At 55.2% G+C, this 22,101-nt stretch carries 22 protein-coding genes and 1 tRNA gene; 16 read left to right on the forward strand and 7 right to left on the reverse strand.

What is annotated here, in order from left to right:
* The first annotated feature begins 5 nt into the window (after positions 1-5).
* Both dnaQ and BWI76_RS05460 read left to right on the forward strand, forming a co-directional pair.
* The gene (dnaQ, locus tag BWI76_RS05455; RefSeq protein WP_004133854.1) at positions 6-737 is read left to right on the forward strand and encodes a DNA polymerase III subunit epsilon; all 732 of its coding nucleotides are present in this window, start codon (positions 6-8) and stop codon (positions 735-737) included.
* A gap of 132 nt (positions 738-869) precedes the next feature.
* Positions 870-946 (forward strand) — tRNA-Asp (locus BWI76_RS05460).
* 245 nt (positions 947-1,191) lie between these two features.
* On the opposite strand, the gene BWI76_RS05465 is transcribed toward BWI76_RS05460, so the two are convergent.
* Both BWI76_RS05465 and fadE read right to left on the reverse strand, forming a co-directional pair.
* Positions 1,192-1,962, reverse strand: coding sequence for an amidohydrolase (locus BWI76_RS05465; protein ID WP_004133852.1), 771 nt, complete (start codon positions 1,960-1,962; stop codon positions 1,192-1,194).
* Between the two features lie 182 nt (positions 1,963-2,144).
* The gene (gene fadE, locus BWI76_RS05470) at positions 2,145-4,589 is read right to left on the reverse strand and encodes an acyl-CoA dehydrogenase FadE (RefSeq protein ID WP_004133850.1); all 2,445 of its coding nucleotides are present in this window, start codon (positions 4,587-4,589) and stop codon (positions 2,145-2,147) included.
* A 238-nt stretch (positions 4,590-4,827) separates the two neighbouring features.
* Here fadE and lpcA point away from each other — a divergent pair, with 238 nt between their 5' ends.
* Complete coding sequence (lpcA, locus tag BWI76_RS05475; protein ID WP_004133848.1) at positions 4,828-5,409, forward strand: D-sedoheptulose 7-phosphate isomerase; 582 nt, start codon at positions 4,828-4,830, stop codon at positions 5,407-5,409.
* Positions 5,410-5,452: 43 nt separating this feature from the next.
* Complete coding sequence (locus BWI76_RS05480; protein WP_004133846.1) at positions 5,453-6,220, forward strand: class II glutamine amidotransferase; 768 nt, start codon at positions 5,453-5,455, stop codon at positions 6,218-6,220.
* Here the strand turns inward: BWI76_RS05480 and dpaA are convergent.
* Positions 6,191-6,931, reverse strand: coding sequence for a peptidoglycan meso-diaminopimelic acid protein amidase (gene dpaA, locus BWI76_RS05485; protein ID WP_004129169.1), 741 nt, complete (start codon positions 6,929-6,931; stop codon positions 6,191-6,193). The genes BWI76_RS05480 and dpaA overlap by 30 nt on opposite strands.
* Positions 6,932-7,344: 413 nt before the next feature.
* Here dpaA and BWI76_RS05490 point away from each other — a divergent pair, with 413 nt between their 5' ends.
* The 7 genes from BWI76_RS05490 to nqrM are packed head-to-tail and all read left to right on the forward strand — an operon-like array spanning position 7,345 to position 13,404.
* Positions 7,345-8,688 carry a Na(+)-translocating NADH-quinone reductase subunit A gene (locus BWI76_RS05490; RefSeq protein WP_064342198.1) on the forward strand — a complete coding sequence of 448 codons (1,344 nt, stop codon included), beginning with the start codon at positions 7,345-7,347 and terminating at the stop codon, positions 8,686-8,688.
* 3 nt (positions 8,689-8,691) lie between these two features.
* The gene (locus tag BWI76_RS05495) at positions 8,692-9,930 is read left to right on the forward strand and encodes an NADH:ubiquinone reductase (Na(+)-transporting) subunit B (protein ID WP_064371488.1); all 1,239 of its coding nucleotides are present in this window, start codon (positions 8,692-8,694) and stop codon (positions 9,928-9,930) included.
* Complete coding sequence (locus BWI76_RS05500) at positions 9,923-10,717, forward strand: Na(+)-translocating NADH-quinone reductase subunit C (RefSeq protein ID WP_004133842.1); 795 nt, start codon at positions 9,923-9,925, stop codon at positions 10,715-10,717. Before BWI76_RS05495 ends, BWI76_RS05500 begins: the two co-directional genes overlap by 8 nt.
* Entirely contained in the window at positions 10,710-11,348 is a 639-nt protein-coding gene (locus BWI76_RS05505; protein WP_004133840.1) for an NADH:ubiquinone reductase (Na(+)-transporting) subunit D, read from the forward strand. Before BWI76_RS05500 ends, BWI76_RS05505 begins: the two co-directional genes overlap by 8 nt.
* 6 nt (positions 11,349-11,354) lie before the next feature.
* Complete coding sequence (gene nqrE / locus BWI76_RS05510; protein ID WP_024359136.1) at positions 11,355-11,951, forward strand: NADH:ubiquinone reductase (Na(+)-transporting) subunit E; 597 nt, start codon at positions 11,355-11,357, stop codon at positions 11,949-11,951.
* Between the two features lie 11 nt (positions 11,952-11,962).
* Positions 11,963-13,186 (forward strand): NADH:ubiquinone reductase (Na(+)-transporting) subunit F, encoded by a 1,224-nt coding sequence (gene nqrF, locus BWI76_RS05515; RefSeq protein WP_004133836.1) that lies wholly within the window; start codon positions 11,963-11,965, stop codon positions 13,184-13,186.
* A 2-nt stretch (positions 13,187-13,188) separates the two neighbouring features.
* Positions 13,189-13,404, forward strand: a complete 216-nt coding sequence (gene nqrM / locus BWI76_RS05520) for a (Na+)-NQR maturation NqrM (protein ID WP_004133833.1) — start codon at positions 13,189-13,191, stop codon at positions 13,402-13,404.
* Positions 13,405-13,436: 32 nt separating this feature from the next.
* Here nqrM and BWI76_RS05525 read toward each other — a convergent pair whose 3' ends face one another.
* Positions 13,437-14,294 (reverse strand): glycerophosphodiester phosphodiesterase family protein, encoded by an 858-nt coding sequence (locus BWI76_RS05525; RefSeq protein WP_064342200.1) that lies wholly within the window; start codon positions 14,292-14,294, stop codon positions 13,437-13,439.
* Positions 14,295-14,453: 159 nt separating this feature from the next.
* Between BWI76_RS05525 and dinB the strand changes: the two genes are divergently transcribed.
* Both dinB and BWI76_RS05535 read left to right on the forward strand, forming a co-directional pair.
* Positions 14,454-15,509 (forward strand): DNA polymerase IV, encoded by a 1,056-nt coding sequence (dinB, locus tag BWI76_RS05530; protein ID WP_049086427.1) that lies wholly within the window; start codon positions 14,454-14,456, stop codon positions 15,507-15,509.
* Positions 15,510-15,514: 5 nt separating this feature from the next.
* Positions 15,515-16,003, forward strand: a complete 489-nt coding sequence (locus BWI76_RS05535; RefSeq protein WP_406565776.1) for a GNAT family N-acetyltransferase — start codon at positions 15,515-15,517, stop codon at positions 16,001-16,003.
* A gap of 111 nt (positions 16,004-16,114) precedes the next feature.
* Here BWI76_RS05535 and pepD read toward each other — a convergent pair whose 3' ends face one another.
* On the reverse strand, positions 16,115-17,572 hold the full coding sequence (gene pepD, locus BWI76_RS05540) for a cytosol nonspecific dipeptidase (protein WP_024359131.1): 1,458 nt from the start codon (positions 17,570-17,572) through the stop codon (positions 16,115-16,117).
* A 258-nt stretch (positions 17,573-17,830) separates the two neighbouring features.
* Here pepD and gpt point away from each other — a divergent pair, with 258 nt between their 5' ends.
* The 3 genes from gpt to crl all read left to right on the forward strand — a co-directional run bounded on the left by gpt (position 17,831) and on the right by crl (position 20,096).
* The gene (gpt, locus tag BWI76_RS05545) at positions 17,831-18,289 is read left to right on the forward strand and encodes a xanthine phosphoribosyltransferase (protein WP_004129200.1); all 459 of its coding nucleotides are present in this window, start codon (positions 17,831-17,833) and stop codon (positions 18,287-18,289) included.
* Positions 18,290-18,395: 106 nt separating this feature from the next.
* Positions 18,396-19,640, forward strand: a complete 1,245-nt coding sequence (gene frsA / locus BWI76_RS05550) for an esterase FrsA (RefSeq protein WP_024359130.1) — start codon at positions 18,396-18,398, stop codon at positions 19,638-19,640.
* Between the two features lie 57 nt (positions 19,641-19,697).
* Positions 19,698-20,096, forward strand: coding sequence for a sigma factor-binding protein Crl (gene crl / locus BWI76_RS05555; protein WP_004133815.1), 399 nt, complete (start codon positions 19,698-19,700; stop codon positions 20,094-20,096).
* Positions 20,097-20,172: 76 nt separating this feature from the next.
* Here crl and BWI76_RS05560 read toward each other — a convergent pair whose 3' ends face one another.
* Together BWI76_RS05560 and BWI76_RS05565 are read right to left on the reverse strand one after the other, a co-directional pair.
* Entirely contained in the window at positions 20,173-20,679 is a 507-nt protein-coding gene (locus BWI76_RS05560) for a serine acetyltransferase (protein WP_004133814.1), read from the reverse strand.
* Between the two features lie 2 nt (positions 20,680-20,681).
* Complete coding sequence (locus tag BWI76_RS05565; RefSeq protein ID WP_049088535.1) at positions 20,682-22,100, reverse strand: DUF4832 domain-containing protein; 1,419 nt, start codon at positions 22,098-22,100, stop codon at positions 20,682-20,684.
* Between the last annotated feature and the right edge of the window lies 1 nt (position 22,101).

A 22,101-nucleotide genomic window follows, 5' to 3' on the forward strand; every position in this document is an offset into this window, starting at 1 on the left:
CCGCTATGAGCACTGCAATTACGCGACAGATCGTTCTCGATACCGAAACCACCGGTATGAATCAGATTGGTGCGCACTATGAAGGGCACAAGATAATTGAAATCGGTGCGGTGGAGGTGATCAACCGCCGCCTGACCGGAAACAACTTCCACGTCTATTTAAAGCCGGACCGGCTGGTGGATCCTGAAGCGTTTGGCGTTCACGGCATTGCGGACGAATTCCTGATGGATAAGCCCGCGTTTGGCGATGTGGTCGATGAGTTCATCGACTATATCCGCGGCGCGGAGCTGGTCATCCATAACGCATCGTTTGATATCGGCTTTATGGATTATGAATTTGCGAAGCTGAATCGCGGAATTCCGAAGACGGATACCTTCTGTAAGGTGACCGACAGCCTGGCCCTGGCGCGTAAAATGTTCCCGGGCAAGCGTAACAGCCTTGATGCCCTCTGTTCACGTTATGAAATAGACAACAGCAAGCGAACGCTGCACGGCGCGTTGCTCGATGCCCAGATTCTGGCCGACGTCTATCTGATGATGACCGGCGGCCAGACGACGATGGCTTTCTCAATGGAAGGGGAAGGTCAGCAGCAGGCCGGAGAAATGGGCATTCAACGCGTTGTTCGCGCTGCCAGCAAATTACGGGTGGTTTATGCCTCCGATGAAGAGTTGATGAACCATGAATCGCGGCTCGATCTGGTGCAAAAGAAAGGCGGAAGCTGCCTGTGGCGCGCCTGATTTACCCGTAAACGCGCTAAAAATAGCCTGATGGGCGATTTTTGCAGCAAGCGATTCAAAAATGAAGAAAAAGCGTTGACGGGGTAGAGGGGAATCCGTAATATTCGCCTCGTTCCCAAGGGAACAGTAAGTGGAGCGGTAGTTCAGTCGGTTAGAATACCTGCCTGTCACGCAGGGGGTCGCGGGTTCGAGTCCCGTCCGTTCCGCCACTATTCAGAAAGCCTGAATCAGCAATGATTCAGGCTTTCGTCGTTCTGGCCCGTGCCGTTTCCTGAGCCAGGCCTTCACACACGCTTCTATCCTCTCGATAACATGCCGACTCTCGGCGCAGCCCGCATGCCTTGCGCAAATCGCATTGATGGGTAACAGGTAAACTTTTTTGGCTTTGCTGCCGGCCTGACGTGCGCGTTTGCGGCATAAGAAAGGGAGCCATGGCTCCCCGAGTTTGCTTGCTTTAGTTGAGCGTGAAGGGGTCAGCGTCCTGCCAGGCCGGAAACTTCTCGCGATACTCTTTTAGCGACGTCAGCGAAAGCTCAGCGTCCAGGCGGGTTGCCTGATGCGGTTCGGCCGTCGCGATAATCTCGCCCTGCGGGGTAATTATCCGGCTATCGCCCCGGTAATGATGCCCGTTGCCATCGGTGCCGACGCGATTGCATCCGGCTACATAAGCCTGATTTTCGATAGCCCTGGCGACCAGCAGCGACTGCCAGTGCATTGAACGTGGGGCGGGCCAGTTGGCAACGTACAGCGCTAAATCGTAGTCGTTATGGTTGCGTGACCACACCGGGAAACGCAGGTCGTAGCACACCAGCGGCAGAATTCTCCAGCCGCGCCATGCAAAAATAACCCGTTCGTTACCCGCCTCGTAATGATGATGTTCATCCGCCATGCGAAACAGGTGCCGTTTGTCATAGAAATGGATTTGACCGTTGGGCTCAACCAGCAAAAAACGGTTAACCGGACCGCGGTCCGTTTGTAGCGCGGCGCTACCGGCAATCAGCGCGTTGGTTTGTGCGGCTTTAGCTTCCATCCAGGCAACCACTTCCTCTTGCGATAGCGACTGTTTTGCTGCCTCCATCGCGAAGCCAGTGGTAAACATTTCGGGTAAAACAATGAGGTCACGCCCGGTTATCCCTTCCAGTTGACGATCGAAATGGCGCAGGTTGGCGGGACCGTCCATCCACACCAGCGGTTGTTGTAAAAGGGTTATTTTCAGTCCGGGCACGGTGGTGAACTCCAGTATGATGAGAGGAATTATAATGATTTTAACACCATATCAGCCGAGGGACGGCTCAGGGAATATTTTGTAAAAGAATGACAGCCCTGGAAATACCCTTCGATGAATTATCAGAAAAAAGAGAGGCGGGGAAGTCCCCGCCTCGATCGTGATGTGATTATTTGGGCTTTTTAAGCTGCTTCAATCTTGCGGACTTTCTCCGGCAGCTTTACCGGCCGGGTCGCCAGTTCATCCGGGGCGAAATCGTCGACGTTAATGCTGCGCAGTCGGCTGTTTTCAGCCCGGACCAGAATGTCCGCCTCGTCCTGATTGATTAACCCTTTTGCCAGCGCGTTGCGGGCCAGCTCATCAAGACGCGTAAACGACAGATTCTTGCCCAGCTCTTTGCACAGGCGCTGGTGGATGGGGTCTGCCGCCATGACATCAAGCAGCGCCTCTTCCAGCAGGCCGACCGGGTTATGCTCGCTCGGCGTCAGATACTGACCGCGACCGATACGCGAACGCGTCGCGCTCGGGACCTGCAGAATCTTCGCTACCTTATGATCCAGCTTGTCTGAAGGCGCCAGGTAATGACGTCCGGTCGGGAAGATGGCCACGCGAAGCGCTCCGGCGACCAGACGATTTGGGAAGTTGACCAACAGATCGTCAATCGCCTGCTCGGCCTGATACAGCGCATCCTGTACCCCCCAGTGAACCAGCGGTAAGTCCGCTTCGTTACGCCCCTCATCGTCATAGCGTTTCAGGACCGCCGACGCCAGGTAGAGCTGGCTCAGCACATCTCCCAGACGCGCAGAAATTCTTTCACGACGCTTCAGGCTACCGCCCAGTACCGCCATTGAGACATCGGACAGCAGGGCCAGGTTGGCGCTCAGTCGGTTCATATGTTGATAGTAGCGACGAGTGGCATCGCGGGTCGGCGTGCTGCTGGTGAGACCGCGGGTCAGGCCCAGCCAGAAACTGCGCACTTTATTGCTCCCCACGTGCCCGATGTGTTTAAACAGCAGCTTATCGAAAGCGTCGATGTCGTTATTCTGCGCCGCCGCCATTTCATCCAGCACGTACGGATGACAGCGAATCGCTCCCTGGCCGAAGATCATCATGCTGCGGGTCAGGATATTCGCACCTTCAACGGTGATGGCGATCGGCGCGCCCTGATAGGCTCGCGCCAGGAAGTTACCGCTGCCGAGCATAATGCCCTTACCGCCGGTAATATCCATTGCGTCAATAATTGAACGCTGGCCACGGTGGGTGCAGTGATACTTCACAATTGCCGACAGTACCGCGGGTTTTTCGCCAAGCATAATGCCGTAGGTAATCAGCGAGGCGGCGGCGTCCATTACGTAGGCATTGCCTGCGATACGCGCCAGCGGTTCTTCGATCCCTTCCATTTTACCGATAGAGATTTTGAACTGGCGGCGAATGTGCGCGTAGGCGCCGGTAGCCATGGCGACGGATTTAAGGCCACCGGTAGCGTTTGAGGGCAGGGTGATGCCGCGACCAACCGATAAACACTCAACCAGCATCCGCCAGCCCTGACCGGCCATCGACGGGCCGCCAATAATGTAATCGATAGGAACGAAAATATCTTTCCCCTGGGTCGGGCCGTTCTGGAACGGAACGTTCAGCGGGAAATGGCGACGACCGATTTCAACGCCGGGAGTGGTGGTCGGGATAAGCGCACAGGTGATACCCAGCTCTTCTTCCCCGCCCAGCAGGCGGTCAGGGTCGGAGAGTTTGAACGCCAGCCCCAGCACGGTAGCGATAGGCGCAAGCGTGATATAGCGTTTATTCCAGGTCAGACGCATGCCCAGCACCTGCTGGCCCTGCCATTCGCCCATGCAGACGACGCCGGTATCCGGAATGGCGCCGGCATCGGAACCCGCTTCCGGGCTGGTCAGCGCGAAGCACGGAATTTCCTGACCGCGAGCCAGGCGTGGCAAATAGTGGTTTTTCTGCTCTTCCGTACCGTAATGCTGCAGCAGCTCGCCCGGGCCTAATGAGTTCGGCACGCCGACGGTAATCGCCAGGATTCCGGAGACACCCGACAGCTTTTGCAGTACACGAGCCTGCGCGTAAGCGGAGAATTCCAGCCCGCCGTACTCTTTCTTAATGATCATCGCGAAGAAGCGATGCTCTTTCAGATAGGCCCACAGCTCCGGCGGCAGATCGGCCATCTCGTGGGTAATTTCGAAGTCGTTTGCCATTCGGCAGGCTTCTTCGACCGGGCCGTCAATAAAGGCTTGTTCTTCAGCGGTGAGGCGCGGCTGCGGATAGTTGTGCAGTTTCTGCCAGTCGGGATTGCCGCGGAACAGATCGCCTTCCCACCATGTCGTACCGGCGTCAATCGCTTCTTTCTCGGTGCGCGACATCGGCGGCATGACCTTACGGAAAGCGCGGAACGCCGGGACTGAAATCATGGATTTACGCATCGGGGCAAGGTTGAACGGCAGCAAAACGATCGCCAGCGGAATTAGCAGCCAGATATTCCACAGCCCCGCAGCGCCGAGCGCGGCGGTCCAGACAAGTAAAATCGCGCTGCTGAGCAGCAGATTGATTCGGTGATAAAAGAGCGCACCGAGTAAAACTACGGTTGCAACAATACTCAAAATCATCATAGAGAAATGCTCCCTGTCTTGTAGGAGGTCTGACCACTTGTGATGATATGGTTGTAGTGGATGTAATTTGTTTTAGCAATGTGTTTACAAAATAATTACAACCTTGCTCACATTGTTGTACGGAAATGCGGCACATAAAATCAAAAGCACGGGGGATTACCTTGCGTGCTGCTTCTCGCTGCGTCGGCTATCCGGTAAACTGCCTGGGTTATCCCACAAATACTGAAGGATTATCCTCATGTACCAGGATCTTATTCGTAACGAACTGAATGAAGCCGCTGAAACGCTGGCTAACTTTCTGCAGGACGAAGCCAATATTCATGCGATTCAGCGTGCTGCGGTGCTGCTGGCGGATAGCTTTAAAGCTGGCGGCAAAGTCCTTTCCTGCGGTAACGGCGGTTCGCACTGCGATGCGATGCATTTTGCGGAAGAACTGACCGGGCGCTATCGTGAAAACCGCCCAGGCTATCCGGCAATTGCGATTTCAGACGTGAGCCATCTCTCTTGCGTCAGCAATGATTTTGGCTATGAATATGTTTTCTCTCGCTACGTAGAATCAGTGGGCCGTACAGGTGATGTATTGCTGGGGATCTCCACTTCCGGTAACTCCGGTAACGTAATCAAAGCGATCGAAGCCGCCCGCGCTCAGGGGATGAAAGTGATTACTCTGACCGGGAAAGATGGCGGTAAAATGGCGGGATCGGCGGATGTCGAAATTCGCGTACCGCATTTTGGCTACGCCGACCGCATTCAGGAAATTCATATTAAAGTGATTCATATCCTGATTATGCTTATCGAAAAAGAGATGGTTAAAGCCTGATAAATCGCGGGGGTTAACCCCGCATTGCTGTATGAGGTGATCTATGTGCGAATTGCTCGGGATGAGCGCGAATGTGCCCACAGATATTTGCTTCAGTTTCACCGGGCTGGTGCAGCGCGGTGGCGGAACCGGGCCGCATAAAGACGGCTGGGGCATTACTTTTTATGAAGGTAAGGGCTGTCGCACATTTAAAGATCCGCAGCCTAGCTTTCAGTCGCCCATAGCCAAGCTGGTGCAGGAATATCCTATCAAGTCCTGCTCGGTCATCGCCCATATTCGCCAGGCCAACCGGGGTATCGTTGCGCTGGAAAATACTCACCCCTTTACCCGGGAATTGTGGGGGCGCAACTGGACCTATGCGCATAACGGTCAACTGGAAGGGTATGAGAATCTCGGGACGGGCAATCTGCATCCCATCGGGGAAACCGATAGCGAAAAGGCGTTCTGCTGGCTGCTGCACAGCATCACCGAGCGCTATCCGGAAATGCCGGGCGATATGGTGGAGGTATTCAGCTTTATCGCTACGCTTGCCGGAGAGCTGCGTGAAAAGGGCGTGTTTAACATGCTGCTCTCCGATGGGCGCTACGTGATGGCGTTCTGCTCGACGAATTTATACTGGATTACGCGACGGGCGCCGTTTGGCGTAGCGACGCTGCTGGATCAGGATGTAGAAATTGATTTTCAACGCGAGACCACACCGAATGATGTGGTCTCCGTTATCGCCACCCAGCCGCTGACCGGCAATGAAACCTGGAATAAAATCATGCCAGGCGAGTGGGCGTTATTTTGCCTCGGGGACCGAGTAGTTTGACGCGAGCTGCGGCTGCACAACTTCGTGGCTGAGCGGTTTGCTCACCACGTAGCGGCCATCGGCCACGGAAACCACCGGCGGTTTATGCGTCTGCCGGAAGTAGTCGTATCCCGGTTTCAGCTGTTGCCAGAAATCCGCGAAGTAGGAATATTTGTGCCGCGCCATGTTGGCATCGGTCATGCGGAAAGGATAGATGCTCACCTGAACGTTGGGTTGGCCGAAGACTAACGCGCCGGTGACGAACTGGAAGATTTCATCAATACCGGTATCGGTCATGGCGTAACAGCCAACGGATACGCAGGCGCCGTGAATCATCAGATACTTACCTTCGTAGCCGTGAGCGCGGTCGTAAGCGTTCGGGAAGCCAATATTGATCGCTTTATAGAAACGACTATCGGGTTTTAGCTGATTGCGCGAAACGTTATAGAACCCTTCCGGGCTCTTGAAATCGCCCTGGCGCTGCTTTGGACCGAGCCCGCCGGAGTAGTTACAGATCCGGTAGCTGTCGAGAAGCTGGTAAGTTTCGCCCATCTTGACGTAAAGATCGAGCATGCGCTCTTCTTTGAAGATCTCAATGTAGACCGGCGAGCCCATGAGCTGCTGCTTATACTCTTTGCTCATCGGCGTTGTCGAGCTGTTACTGCTAAGTAACCCTGCGAATGAAACGCACGGCAACAGAAGCATCGCAATAAATAATGCGATTTTGCGCATACTACTTGTTCCTTGATAAAACAAATTACCACATTGCCAGGACGGCAAGAGAGACCCGAAATCAGAGTTTTCTGGTTTTAGAGCGCTCACATTAGCACCACGGCATTTTTTCGCAAGCACGATGTGCCACGTTTACGTTTTAGTTTTCCGTTATAGCGAATCTTGAGGCAAAGCGCAGTCAGAACTTTGCGTAATAGCTCGCATTTTAGAACGACTTAATGGCGGTTTGTCTACAGGCGCCGCTCACGAAATGTTACACTTGGCCCGCTAAATGCTCAGGGTAAGAAAGGATGCTTCTCTCCCGTCTTGTGAATCACCAGGACTACAATGTTCCTTTCTTCCTCTTATTTTCCATTAATTATGCTGGCCTCGGCCTGATGCCGGGGTTTAGGTAACGGATACCTGCTAACGATATGATTAAAATCACGAAAGGGCTGAATTTGCCCATAGCTGGCATGCCATCACAGCAGATTTCTTCGAAGCCTGCGGTTAAGCGCGTTGCGCTGTTAGGTGAAGAGTACATCGGTATGCGCCCCTCGATGGCGGTGCGTGAAGGTGACCGGGTACAAAAAGGGCAGCTTCTGTTCGAAGACAAAAAAAATCCTGGCGTGCGTTTTACCGCACCGGCAAGTGGGACCATTAGCGCCATTCATCGCGGCGAGCGTCGGGTTCTGCAATCGGTCGTTATTGATGTGGATGGCGATGATGCCGTTCACTTTCCCCGCTATGAATTAGCCGATCTTGCCGGGTTGACGCGCGAGGCCGTACAGCGCCAGCTGCTGGAGTCGGGGATGTGGACGGCATTTCGCACCCGTCCTTTCAGCAAAATACCCGCGCCGGGCAGCGTGCCAGCGGCCATATTTGTCACCGCCATTGATACGAATCCGCTGGCGGCAGACCCTCAGCCAATCATACTGGCCCAGCGTGAGGCCTTTGACGCTGGTTTGACGCTGTTGACGCGGCTGACCGACGGTAAAGTCCACGTCTGTCAGGCCAGCGGCGGCAAGCTTGGCGGGCATCCGGTTGGCCAGGTTACTTTCAACCAGTTTGCCGGGCCGCATCCCGCCGGGCTGGTGGGGACCCACATCCATTTTCTCGAACCGGTTAGCCTGAAAAAGCAGGTCTGGCATCTTAACTATCAAGACGTTATCGCCGTTGGCAAATTATTCCTGGAAGGGGAGCTGTCTGTCGAACGTATTATTGCCCTCGGTGGCCCGCAGGTGAAGGAGCCCCGTCTGATAAAAACGTGTTCAGGCGCCAGCCTTGATGAGCTGCTGGCAGATGAACTGCTGGATGATGAAAACCGGATTATTTCCGGCTCGGTCCTCAGCGGAACGCATGCCCGCGGGCCGCATGCTTTTCTTGGCCGCTTTCATTTACAGGTCTGCGTGGTGAAGGAAGGGCGAGAGAAAGAGCTGTTCGGCTGGGTGATGCCGGGGAAGGACAAATTCTCCATCACTCGCACCACGCTCGGCCACTTTATGAAGCGTAAGCTGTTTAATTTCTCGACGGATACCAACGGCGGCGAGCGGGCTATGGTGCCGATTGGCAACTATGAGCGAGTGATGCCGCTGGATATTCTGCCCACCATGCTGCTGCGGGATTTGCTGGCGGGGGATACCGATAGCGCACAGGCGCTGGGCTGTCTGGAACTGGATGAAGAAGACCTGGCGCTTTGCACCTACGTGTGTCCCGGCAAGTATGAATATGGCCCGGCGTTGCGCAGCGTGTTAACCCAGATTGAGCAGGAAGGATAAGTGATGGGCTTAAAGCAACTGTTTGACAAACTTGAGCCGCACTTTACGCACGGCGGCAAGCTGGAAAAATACTACCCGTTGTTCGAAGCGACGGCGACCTTGTTTTATACACCCGGTCAGGTGACGCGCGGAGCGGCGCACGTCAGAGACGCCATCGACCTTAAGCGGATGATGATACTGGTGTGGTTCGCCGTTTTCCCGGCGATGTTCTGGGGAATGTATAACGTTGGTCTGCAGACCATACCGGCGCTGGCTAAATTATATAGCGCTGAACAGCTGCAGCAGGTCATCGCCGGGAACTGGCACTACAGCATTGCCCAGTGGCTGGGGGTAAACTTCACCGCTGATGCCGGCTGGCTCAGTATGATGACCCTGGGGGCGGTATTTTTCCTGCCTGTCTACATCACCGTGTTTCTTGTTGGTGGGTTCTGGGAAGTGCTGTTTGCTATCGTGCGTAAACACGAGGTTAACGAGGGCTTTTTCGTTACCTCTATTCTGTTTGCGCTGATCGTACCGCCCACTTTGCCGCTATGGCAGGCCGCGTTTGGGATCACCTTCGGTGTCGTCATGGCCAAGGAGATTTTTGGCGGAACCGGGCGAAACTTTCTCAACCCGGCGCTGGCGGGGCGCGCGTTCTTATTCTTTGCCTGGCCGGCGCAAATTTCCGGCGACCTGGTGTGGACTGCGGCGGATGGCTTCTCCGGCGCGACGCCGCTATCCCAGTGGGCCAGCGGCGGCGGTGAATCGCTGGTGAACGTCGCTACCGGTCTGCCGGTAAGCTGGATGGATGCCTTCCTCGGCAAGATTCCGGGCTCGATTGGCGAAGTCTCGACGCTGATGATTCTGATCGGCGGGGCAATCATTATCTTTGGTCGCGTGGCCTCATGGCGCATCGTCGCCGGGGTTTTCATCGGTATGGTGGCTACCGCGATGCTGTTTAATTTCATTGGCTCTGATACCAACCCGATGTTTGCCATGCCGTGGTACTGGCATCTGGTGCTCGGCGGTTTCGCCTTCGGCATGATGTTTATGGCGACGGACCCGGTGTCCGCGTCGTTTACGGATAAAGGTAAATGGAGCTATGGCCTGCTGATCGGCGTGATGTGCGTCCTGATTCGCGTGGTCAACCCGGCCTATCCGGAAGGGATGATGCTGGCGATCCTCTTCGCCAACCTCTTCGCGCCGCTGTTCGATTATCTGGTGGTGCGGGCCAATATTAAGCGGAGGAAGTCGCGTGGCTGAGAATAAAAGTAACGATAGCATCGGCAAAACGCTGCTGGTGGTGCTGGTGCTTTGTCTGGTCTGCTCAATCGTGGTCGCCGGTTCTGCGGTGGGGCTAAAATCGCGCCAGCAGGAGCAGCGCGCTCTCGATAAACAGCGCAATATCCTGGCGGTTGCCGGTCTGATGAAGCAGGGGATGAGCGCAGAGGATGTGGCTGATATTTTTAAGGCCCGTATCTCTCCGCGATTAGTCGATTTAGCCAGCGGCGAGCTGCTGGATAAAGATCCCGGCAAGTTTAATCAGGCCCAGGCTCTGAAAGATCCCCAGCAAAGCCTACAGCTGGACGCCAGTCAGGACCCGGCCGGCATCAAACGCCGCAGTAATATTGCCGAAATTTATCTGGTGCGCGATGAAAAGCAGCAGATTCAGGAAATCGTCCTGCCCATTTACGGTAACGGCCTGTGGTCGGTGATGTACGCCTTTATTGCGCTGGAAACCGATGGCCGTACGCTCAAAGGGATCACCTATTACGATCACGGCGAAACGCCGGGGCTGGGCGGGGAAATCGAAAACCCCAACTGGCGCCAGCAGTTTATCGGTAAACAAGTGCTTGATGATAAAGGTATGCCTGCGCTGAGAATCGTTAAAGGCGGCGCGCGTCCGGGCGACCTGCACGCCGTGGATGGCCTGTCGGGCGCGACGCTGACTTCCAACGGTGTGCAGCATAGTTTTGATTTCTGGATGGGCGAACTGGGCTTTGGTCCATTCCTGCATAAGGTACGTGAAGGGGGGCTGAATAATGGCTGATTTAGGCGACATGAAAGAAATGAAGCGCGTGCTGGTGGGGCCGCTTATCGCTAATAACCCTATCACGCTGCAGGTCCTGGGCGTCTGCTCCGCGCTGGCGGTGACCACCAAGCTGGAGACGGCTTTTGTGATGACCATCGCGGTGACGCTGGTTACGGCTTTCTCCAGCATGTTTATCTCCATGATCCGCCACCACATTCCGAATAGCGTGCGCATCATTGTGCAGATGGCGATTATCGCTTCGCTGGTTATTGTCGTTGACCAACTGCTGCGCGCTTTTGCTTATGAAACCTCCAAACAGCTATCGGTATTCGTCGGCCTTATCATTACCAACTGTATCGTAATGGGGCGGGCGGAAGCCTATGCCATGAAGTCGCCGCCGTTGGCAAGCTTTATGGACGGTATTGGCAACGGTCTAGGATACGGCGCGATCCTGTTGCTTGTCGGCTTTCTGCGCGAGCTCATTGGCAGCGGCAAACTGTTTGGCATCACGGTGCTGGAAACGGTGCAGAACGGCGGCTGGTATCAGCCAAATGGCCTGTTTCTTCTGGCGCCGAGTGCGTTCTTCATTATCGGTTTGTTGATTTGGGCGGTGCGTAGCTGGAAGCCTGAACAGCAGGAAAAGGAGTAACCGATTATGGCTCATTACATTAGCCTGTTTGTCCGCGCCGTGTTTGTTGAAAACATGGCGCTGGCCTTCTTTCTTGGGATGTGTACCTTCCTCGCGGTATCGAAAAAAGTGTCGACCGCTTTCGGGCTCGGCGTTGCGGTAACGGTCGTGCTTGGGCTGGCGGTACCCATTAACAATCTGGTTTACAACCTGGTGCTGCGCGACGGCGCGCTGGTGGAAGGCGTTGATCTGAGCTTTCTGAACTTTATTACCTTCATTGGCGTTATTGCCGCGCTGGTTCAGATCCTCGAGATGATCCTCGATAAGTACTTCCCGACGCTCTATAACGCTCTGGGGATCTTCCTGCCGCTGATTGCCGTCAACTGTGCGATTTTTGGCGGTGTCTCCTTCATGGTGCAGCGTGACTATAACTTCAGCGAGTCGATCGTTTACGGCTTTGGTTCCGGCATCGGCTGGCTGCTGGCAATTGTGGCGATGGCGGGTATCCGTGAAAAAATGAAATACGCAAACGTGCCCGCGGGTCTGCGTGGGTTAGGGATCACCTTTATTACCACAGGTCTGATGGCGCTGGGCTTTATGTCATTCTCCGGTGTGCAGCTATAAGGGCGGAAAGTATGGAAATTATTCTTGGCGTAGTGATGTTCACGCTGATCGTCCTGGTGCTATCGGGGCTGATACTGGCCGCGCGTTCGAAGCTGGTGAATGCGGGCGACGTGGTCATTGAAATCAATAATGAGGCGGATAAACAGATTCGTACTCCGGCGGGCGACAAGCTGCTGAATACGCTCTCCAGCAACGGTATCTTCGTTTCGTCGGCCTGCGGCGGCGGGGGCTCCTGCGGCCAGTGCCGGGTGACGGTGAAAGAGGGTGGCGGTGATATCCTGCCTACCGAACTCTCTCATATCACTAAGCGTGAGGCGAGAGAGGGCTGCCGCCTGGCCTGCCAGGTCGCGGTGAAGCAGAACATGAAAATCGAGCTGCCAGAGGAGATTTTTGGCGTTAAGAAGTGGGAGTGTGAAGTTATCTCGAACGATAACAAGGCCACTTTCATCAAGGAGCTGAAGCTGCGCGTGCCTGACGGTGACGCGGTTCCGTTCCGCGCCGGCGGGTATATTCAGATCGAGTGTCCATCGCACAAAGTCGCCTATGCCGACTTTGACGTTCCGGACGAGTATCGCGGCGACTGGGATAAATTTAATCTTTTCCGCTATGTCTCTGACGTGAAAGAGCCCACGTTACGCGCCTACTCCATGGCTAACTATCCGGAAGAGAAGGGCATCATTATGCTCAACGTGCGTATTGCCACGCCGCCGCCGCAGGTGCCTGATGCGCCGCCGGGGATTATGTCCTCGTATATCTGGTCGCTGAAGCCTGGCGATAAAGTGACGATTTCCGGGCCGTTTGGGGAGTTCTTTGCCAAAGAAACGCAGGCGGAGATGGTGTTTATCGGCGGCGGGGCGGGGATGGCGCCGATGCGCTCGCATATTTTCGACCAGCTTAAGCGGCTACACAGCTCACGTAAAATCAGTTTCTGGTACGGTGCGCGGTCTCTGCGAGAAATGTTCTATGATGACGAGTTTGAACAGCTGGCACGGGAAAACCCGAACTTTACCTTCCACGTGGCGCTCTCCGATCCGCAGCCGGAAGATAACTGGACCGGCCATACTGGCTTCATTCATAACGTCCTGTGTGAAAACTATCTGCGCGATCACCCGGCGCCGGAAGATTGTGAGTTTTACATGTGTGGGCCGCCGGTGATGAACGCCGCGGTTATCAAAATGCTTAAAGATCTCGGCGTTGAGGATGAAAACATCATGCTGGACGATTTTGGAGGCTGATGATGCTGACGGTATTTGTCGCGACCTTCGTGATTTTCGCGCTGGTTATTCTGGGAATGTCGCTAGGGTACCTGATCAAGCGCAAAACTCTTCAGGGCAGCTGCGGCGGGATCTCATCGCTGGGTCTGGAAAAGGTCTGCGACTGTCCTGAACCTTGCGATGCGCGTAAAAAACGCATGGCTCGCGAAGCGCAGCGCAAACGGGATCGCATCATTTAAACAGCAGGCCGCTTATCGCGGCCTTTTACGATTTACCAGGTTTTCGCTTTCGCCGGCGAGTCTACCATCACGCCATCGGCTCCCAGCTCGCTTGCCTTACGAAAATCATCGGCGCTATTAATGCCGAAGAAGACAATATGGGCTTTGCCCTGAGAGCGGAAACAGTCCATGGCTTCTTTATCCCAGGTGAGGGTGGCTGGCGACACGCCTTCGCCGAGGGTGAACTTCTCCACGATTTCTACCTTGCGTTTCAGCTCCAGACCGTACCAGTAGTCATCGCCCGGCTGCGTGGTTGGCTGGCACTGGTGGCTAAGGGAAATATTAGCCAGCTTCGTTCGCGTTTCGCCCCGGCTGACGAAATGGGGAATAGATTCCGGTAGCGCCGCGATATAGCGGTCTTCGGTGGAATAAACGCGTACGCGCGAGAGGCTATGGGTTGTTTGCAATACTTCACTAAGACGCGAAGCCATCATTGCCGGGTCGGCATCAGGCGATTTAATATCGATGTAAAAGAAGGTCTGCGGCCATTGCTCCAGCACTGATTGCAGCGTTGGAATGGTGGCATTTTTTCCGCGCCAGGGGTGAGTTTCACCGCCCCATTTCCATCCCGCGTCCATGCGGGCCAGTTCGGCAGCGCTAAAGCTTGAGACCTTCCCGGTATGGTCAGTCAGGGCGGATAAATCGCTCGGGCGATATAAGACCGGAACGCCATCATGGCTTAATTGTACCGTTATCCAAATCGCCTCGGCCTTATTCTCCAGCGCCAGTTTTATCGCCGGAAGGGTGTTTTCCGGCGCATCGCCGGTGCCTCCCCGATGAGCAATGAGCTGCGGCGCAGCGCAGGCGCTGCTGGCAATAAGCAAACCAAGCGCAGTAAGTATTGATTTCATGATTACATTCACCCTGTTCATTAATATAACCATATGAAAAATAAATCATATTTGTTGCACTTTTATGTTGTAGCACGTTTTTTATGGCGAGGGTTTTTAAAAGATTAAATTTCGCCGACTTTTGCTATACTGTACGCATGTACAGTCTAAGGTTTGGCTATGCGTAAGATCATCCACGTTGATATGGACTGCTTCTTCGCGGCGGTGGAGATGCGGGACAACCCGGCACTGCGCGACATCCCTATCGCCATTGGCGGTAGCCGGGTGCAGCGCGGTGTGATCAGTACGGCCAACTATCCGGCGCGTAAATTCGGCGTGCGTAGCGCCATGCCCACCGCCACAGCGCTCAAGCTTTGTCCTCACCTGACGCTGCTTCCCGGCCGCTTTGATGCTTATAAAGAGGCGTCGAACCATATCCGGGAGATTTTTTCCCGCTATACCTCGCTAATCGAGCCTTTATCGCTGGACGAAGCCTATCTGGACGTTAGCGACAGCGTTCATTGTCAGGGGTCAGCGACGCTGATGGCGCAGGAGATCCGCGAGACCATCCATCGTGAGCTAAATTTGACCGCCTCCGCAGGCATTGCGCCAGTAAAGTTTCTCGCAAAAATCGCCTCGGACCTGAATAAACCCAACGGCCAGTTTGTGATTGCGCCGCACCAGGTCGCGGAGTTTGTCAAAACGTTGCCGCTAGCGAAGATCCCGGGCGTCGGCAAAGTTTCCGCCGCGAAGCTCGAAAGCATGGGGCTGAGGACCTGTGCAGATGTGCAGAACAGCGATCTGGCGATGTTGCTCAAGCGCTTTGGTAAATTCGGGCGGATACTATGGGAGCGCAGCCAGGGAATTGATGAACGAGAAATCAGCAGCGAGCGCCAGCGCAAATCGGTGGGCGTTGAGCGAACCCTGGTAGAGGATATCCACGAATGGGCGGAGTGTGAGTCGATTATTGAGAATCTCTATCCGGAACTGGAACGGCGCCTGGCGAAGGTTAAACCGGATTTACTGATCGCCCGGCAGGGGGTCAAGCTGAAGTTTAATGATTTCCAACTCACGACTCAGGAGCATGTCTGGCCCCGATTGAATAAAGATGATTTGATCACCACTGCCCATAAAGCCTGGAACGAGCGGCGCGGAGGTCGGGGAGTCAGGCTGGTGGGGCTGCACGTGACGCTGCTCGATCCGCAGCTGGAGCGACAATTGGTTCTGGGGTTATAACAATGCTGAAAATAAGACCGTATGAAGAGCGTGATTTTGCCACGCTATGCGCGATTTTTTTGCGGGCGATTAAAGAGATGGCCAGCGCCGATTATTCTCCCCGGCAAATTGCCGCCTGGGCTCAGGTTGATGAAGCCCGCTGGCGGCAAAAAATAGCGGCTTCACGGGTACTGGTCGCGGTAAAAGAGGCATCGCCGGTCGGGTTTATTACCACCGTGGATGACTATATTGATTTGCTGTTTGTCTCTCCCGACTATAGCCGCCAGGGAATAGCCAGCGCATTGCTCAACGCATTGTTTATACGGCGGCCTGAACGCGTGTTAACGGTAGAAGCCAGCATTACGGCAAAGCCCTTTTTTGAACGCCACGGTTTTAGCGTAATTGAGCAACAGCAGGTTGAAGCGCGCGGTGAGCGGTTTCTTAATTACCGGATGCGGCGGGAAATCGATGCGCTAAATACTCAGAACGCACTTTGCAGGCCTTTCTTGCAATGACTCAAGGCGGTAAATGCGCGTGGCCGGTATACGCAATCGGTAAAGCGGGCTTTTCGAACGGTCATCTTATAAAGAAAAGGCCCGCGCCTCGCGGTGTGGGCCTTAATTGTCTTACTTCGCCGGAATGGATTTCAGCAGCTCGGTCAGCAGCGTCCAGTACTGGCCAACGCTTTCAATGTGAACCTGCTCGTCCGGGGAGTGGGGGCCGGTAATGGTTGGCCCGATAGAAACCATGTCCAGGTCCGGATACGGTTTTTTGAACAGACCGCACTCCAGGCCCGCGTGGATAATCTGGATATTCGGCGTCTTGTTGAACAGACGCTGATAGGTTTCACGCACCAGATGCATCACCGGCGAGCTGGCGTCCGGCTGCCAGCCAGGATAGGCGCCTTTCGCTTCGGTTTTCGCGCCGGCCAGCTTGCCCAGAGAATCCAGCATGCTGACGACATAATCTTTACCGCTGTCGATCAGCGAGCGAATCAGGCAGTGAATCTGCACGTTATCGCTGGTCATGGTCACCACGCCGACGTTCAGCGAGGTTTCCACCACGCCTTTTGCCACATCAGAGTTGCGGATGACGCCGTTCGGCGTGGCGTTAAGCAGGCGTACAAAGGTGTCACGAGATTGGGCCGTCAGCGCAGGCTGGTCGTTCGCAACCGATTCCAGCAGTACTGTCAGGTTTTTCTCTTTGGCCGCCAGCTCGTTTTTCAGGATCGCCTGGTACTCATTAGCCAGCGCTTTCAGCGTATCCACTTTGTTCGCGGCCACGGCGACAGTAGCGAACGCCTCGCGGGGAATAGCGTTGCGCAGGGTGCCGCCGTTGAAATCGACCAGGCGCAGATCCAGCTCTTCAGCATGGCCCGCGAGGAAGCGTGCCAGAAGCTTGTTGGCATTGCCTAAACCAACGTGGATCTCGCCGCCGGAGTGGCCGCCCTTCAGCCCTTTCAGGGTCAGCTTAAAGCTCTGGAAACCGGCCGGAACGGCTTCACGGGTCAGCGCGAGGTCAGAGGTGAAGTCGATCCCGCCGGCGCAGCCCATATAAATCTCACCCTCTTCTTCGGAGTCGGTGTTGATCAGGATGTCCGCCTGCAGCCAGTTAGCCTGCAGGCCAAACGCGCCGTCCATTCCGGCTTCTTCCGTCATGGTCAGCAGCACTTCCAGCGGGCCGTGAACAACGTTGTCGTCGGCCAGCACCGCCAATGCGGAGGCCATGCCGATACCGTTATCGGCGCCCAGGGTGGTGCCGCGCGCTTTAACCCACTCGCCGTCGATATACGGCTGAATAGGATCTTTAGCGAAGTCGTGAACGGTATCGTTGTTTTTCTGCGGCACCATATCGAGGTGCGCCTGCAGCACCACCGGTTTACGGTTTTCCATACCGGCAGTCGCGCTTTTACGAATCAGAATGTTGCCAACCTGGTCGCGTTCCGCGTGTAAGCCTTTTTCTTTTGCCCAGCCCATAATGTGCTCAGCGAGCTGTTCTTCGTGATAGGAGGGGTGAGGAATAGAGCAGATTTTGGCAAAAATATCCCACAGCGGCTGCGGGGATAATTGAGACAGTTCAGACACGATAAGTCTCCTTACAATCACCTGCAAAAGTCGTTTGCAGATCGAGGGGTTAGCAATCAAATACACTACAAGCCCGGGCTTGCGCGATGGGGTTGAGAATACCACTTTCCGTGTACTCTGGTAGTGTAAACCACGTAAAAAGAGTCGCGGGGGCCGCTTAACGCTGGTTTTTAGCGCGTCAGATCTCTATAATCTCGCGCAACCATTTTCCCCCTCGAACATTATTTAAGCCGTATTACACAGGCTGGGACACTTCACATGAGCGAAAAATACGTCGTCACCTGGGACATGTTGCAGATTCACGCCCGCAAACTGGCAACCCGTCTGCTGCCGGTTGAACAGTGGAAAGGCATTATTGCCGTTAGCCGTGGCGGTCTGGTACCGGGAGCATTACTGGCGCGTGAACTGGGTATTCGTCATGTTGATACCGTTTGCATCTCAAGCTATGACCACGATAATCAGCGTGAACTGACCGTGCTGAAACGTGCGGAAGGCGATGGCGAAGGCTTTATCGTGATCGACGATCTCGTTGATACCGGCGGTACCGCCGTTGCCATCCGCGAAATGTATCCTAAAGCACATTTTGTCACCATCTTCGCCAAACCGGCAGGTCGCCCGCTGGTTGATGATTATGTCGTTGATATTCCCCAAGATACCTGGATTGAACAGCCGTGGGATATGGGCGTGGTATTCGTACCGCCTATCGCAGGCCGTTAATTTCCCGCATAAATGCTAATTACCACGCCCGGTTTTGCCGGGCGTGGTTTTTTTTACCCTGACGCAGGTTACAATAGCTTGAGTGGCAACATGATGGAGGCGGCACATGTCCCAGGCTAACCTTAGCGAAACGTTGTTTAAACCCCGATTCAAACATCCGGAAACCTCTACGCTGGTGCGTCGGTTTAACACCGGAGCGCAACAACCGATCCAGTCCGCGCTTAGCGGCAATCACGTTGATCACTGGTACCGATTGATTAACCGCCTGATGTGGATCTGGCGTGGCGTGACGCCACAGGAAATCCTCGACGTGCAGGCGCGTATCGTCATGAGCGATGCGGAGCGGACCGACCCCGAGCTTTACGATACGGTCGTGGGCTATCGCGGCGGCAACTGGATCTTTGAATGGGCCAAACAGGCGATGGACTGGCAGCAAAAGGCCGGTCAGGAAGAGAATCTTCTGGTTAGCGGTCGTCACTGGCTCCATGCGGCAAACCTTTACAGCATTGCCGCCTATCCGCATATCAAGGGCGATGAGCTGGCGGAACAGGCGCAGGTGCTGGCATACCGGGCCTATGAAGAAGCCGCCCAGCGCTTGCCCGGCAAACTGCGAGAGCTGGAGTTCGCCATCCCCGGCGCCGCGCCGATCACCGGTTTCTTACATATGCCGCCGGGCGATGGGCCGTTCCCGACGGTGCTGATGTGCGGCGGGCTTGACGCGCTACAGACCGATTATTACAACCTGTATGAGAACTATTTTGCGCCCCTGGGCATCGCTATGCTGACGGTCGATATGCCTTCCATCGGTTTCTCTTCAAAATGCAAGCTGACCCAGGATACCAGCATGCTGCACCAGTATGTGCTGCAGCATCTGTCTAATGTTCCCTGGGTTGACCATACCCGGGTGGCCGCCTTTGGTTTCCGCTTCGGCGCGAACATCGCCGTCCGGCTGGGCTATCTTGAACCCCAGCGCCTGAAGGCGGTGGCCTGTCTGGGGCCGGTGGTGCACGGACTGCTGGTGGACCCGCTGCATCAGGGACGGGTGCCGGAAATGTATCTCGACGTTCTGGCGTCGCGTCTGGGTATGCATGACGCCTCCGACGAAGCGCTGCGGGTTGAGCTTAACCGCTATTCCCTGAAGGTTCAGGGTCTGCTGGGGCGTCGCTGCCCTACGCCGATGCTCTCCGGTTTCTGGAAAGACGATCCGTTCAGTCCGGAAGAGGAGTCGCGTTTAATCACTTCCTCCTCCTCCGACGGCAAGCTGCTGGAGATCCCGTTCAATCCGGTCTACCGTAATTTCGATCACGCCCTGCGGCAGATCGCCCGCTGGATTAGCCATAGATTTAGTTAATATATTGCTAAATTCTATTGATTTGGTAACGTCATAGCATCACTAAAGGAGATCGCAATGACGTTACCGAGTGGACACCTGAAGAGTAAGCTGATTAAGAAATTCACGGCGCTTGGCCCTTACATCCGTGAGGAGCAATGTGAAGACAACCGCTTCTTTTTCGATTGCCTGGCAGTTTGCGTCAACGTAAAACCAGCGCCTGAAAAACGCGAGTTCTGGGGATGGTGGATGGAGATGGAAGCGCAGGCTTCGCGCTTCACCTATAGCTATCAGTTTGGATTGTTCGATAAAGAAGGCGACTGGCGTCCGGTCGCGATTGACGATCCTGAAGTCACGGAAAAGCTCGAAAAGACGCTACGCGATTTTCACCAACGAGCCGAAGCGTTACTGGCGACCTTCAGCCTTAAGCTGGAGCCCGCCGATGATTTCAGCGAACCGGTTAAGCTGAGGGCCTAAGTTCCGGTCATTTTGCTATCCCGCGTTAAAACCCGCGTTTCTATCAGCGTGGGTTTTGTCCCCAGGCAAACCTACGCTAATCGCCGTTTAATACCCGGTATGGCTGACCGACGGCAATCATGCCGGCGGCCAGATCTTTGGTTACCACCGTGCCCGCGCCGACTTTGACATTGTCGCCTAGCGTGACCGCGCCAATCACCACGGCGTGGGCGCCAAATTCCACGTTATCGCCAATTCGCGGGCTAGCGCTTTCCCGGCCCTGACTATCGGTCACGCTGCCAATAGTGACGCCCTGGCGCAAAGTGCAGTTTTGCCCGATGATCGTTCCCCGGTTAATCACAATGCAGTGCGGATGATACAGCTTCAGCCCATAGCCAATGCGCGCTCGCCACGGCAGCTCAATGCAAAATAAACACTCGTTAATCACGATATTGAGAATAACGAAGGGGATCCCGCAGATCTTCCACAGAGGATTACGGCTGCGATAGAGCGTCGCCAGACGATAGAGCAGAACCGCGATTTTCGCTTTTATGCCGCCGCAGGATTTGATCTCCTGGCCGACCTGTCTGATAGCCTCAAACATGATTATTCCTTAAGGTTAAACGAAGCCAGTGAATACCATCCGTCACCGGTTTGACCTTCGTTAGCGAGTTGAATACGCGGTTGCCCCTGATGATTGGCCAGGGCCGCCTGCAGGCGGTATTGACCGTCAGGCAGCCCGGCAGGCAGCGCTAGCGTAGCGCGGCTTTGATGAGCTCCGGGCAGCCACTGGCGAACGTCATCCGCCGTTTTGATTTGCGTAACGGTATCGCCCGCCGCATTGACTATCCGCCATTGTACAAGCCAGGGGAGATAGGCCGGGGCGACGCCGTCGTTACGCCAGGTGACATTCAGCGTAAGCGGCATGCCGCTACGTACGGGCGTATCAAATTCCAGCTGGCTCACCCGGTAGCGATAGCCGATGCGCAATAACGCATTATCAACGATATCGCGATACGCCGCCGGCACCGGTCGCGATTTCAGATTCAGGGTACTGGCGTGCTGCGCTAATGCCCAGTCGAAGCTTGCCTGGACCTCTTCGCGAGTGTAATGCTGCACGCTTTCCCATTCCGCCATATAGCCGCAAATCTCGAGGCTCACGGGAGCGTGCTGCCAGCCGTCATTAAACCCGCCCCACGCCGCCTGCGCGGCGGCCAGGCGTTGAGGATAGTCATCGCGCATATGGCTCCACTCCGGGGAAAAGTTATGCCAGTCTCCCCAGCAGTCCGCGCGCCATCCGGCGCCTTTTTGGCTGGCCCAGGCCAGCGAGTCGCCGCCGCTGATCAACATGATTTTGGGCGTTTTAGGGAAACTGCTGAAGTGCATATCAACGTAGCGATTGAGCTGTTGCGGAGTGTACTTTTCCATCAACGGCGCGACGTCAGGGAAATTGGAGTTATGCCATTCACCCCACGAACCCACCATGCCGATATCGACAAACGCCAGCTCCGGATTACCGTCATAACGCGCGCCGAGGGCGTTAAGCAGCTTTTGCGCATAGGCGATAAAAGTCGGATCGCTGAGATCCGGGACAAAGGTTTTGCCATTTTCGACCCATTGTCCCTGAATGCCTTTTTTGATAAGCCAGGCGGGGATTTTCGAGCCCGATTGCGGTTCATCGAGCGCCATAATACGCAATCCGACGTTCATCGCCGGCTGATGCTGAGCGGCGACGCTGAAGGCATGATCGATCGGCGCAAAATTATAGACGCCTTCTTCAGGCTCCAGATCGCTCCAGTAAAAGCGATCGTATTCAAACCCGGTGTTCGGATACTCTTGCAGAGAGGGCTTCTGGCCATAACCATCGTGGAAACTGGCCACGCCGATCCCTGGGTTCGTTAACAGACCGGTGAAGGCCGGCGGGGTGATAACCGTACGTTCAGCCAGTACCGCCGCAGACGGAATGATTCCGGCCAGCAGGAGCGCCAAACAGAGCGCGGCGCGGCGCGGCGAAAAAGAGCTCATC

It is taken from the genome of Klebsiella sp. M5al, from assembly GCF_002090195.1.
Lineage (GTDB): Bacteria > Pseudomonadota > Gammaproteobacteria > Enterobacterales > Enterobacteriaceae > Klebsiella > Klebsiella grimontii.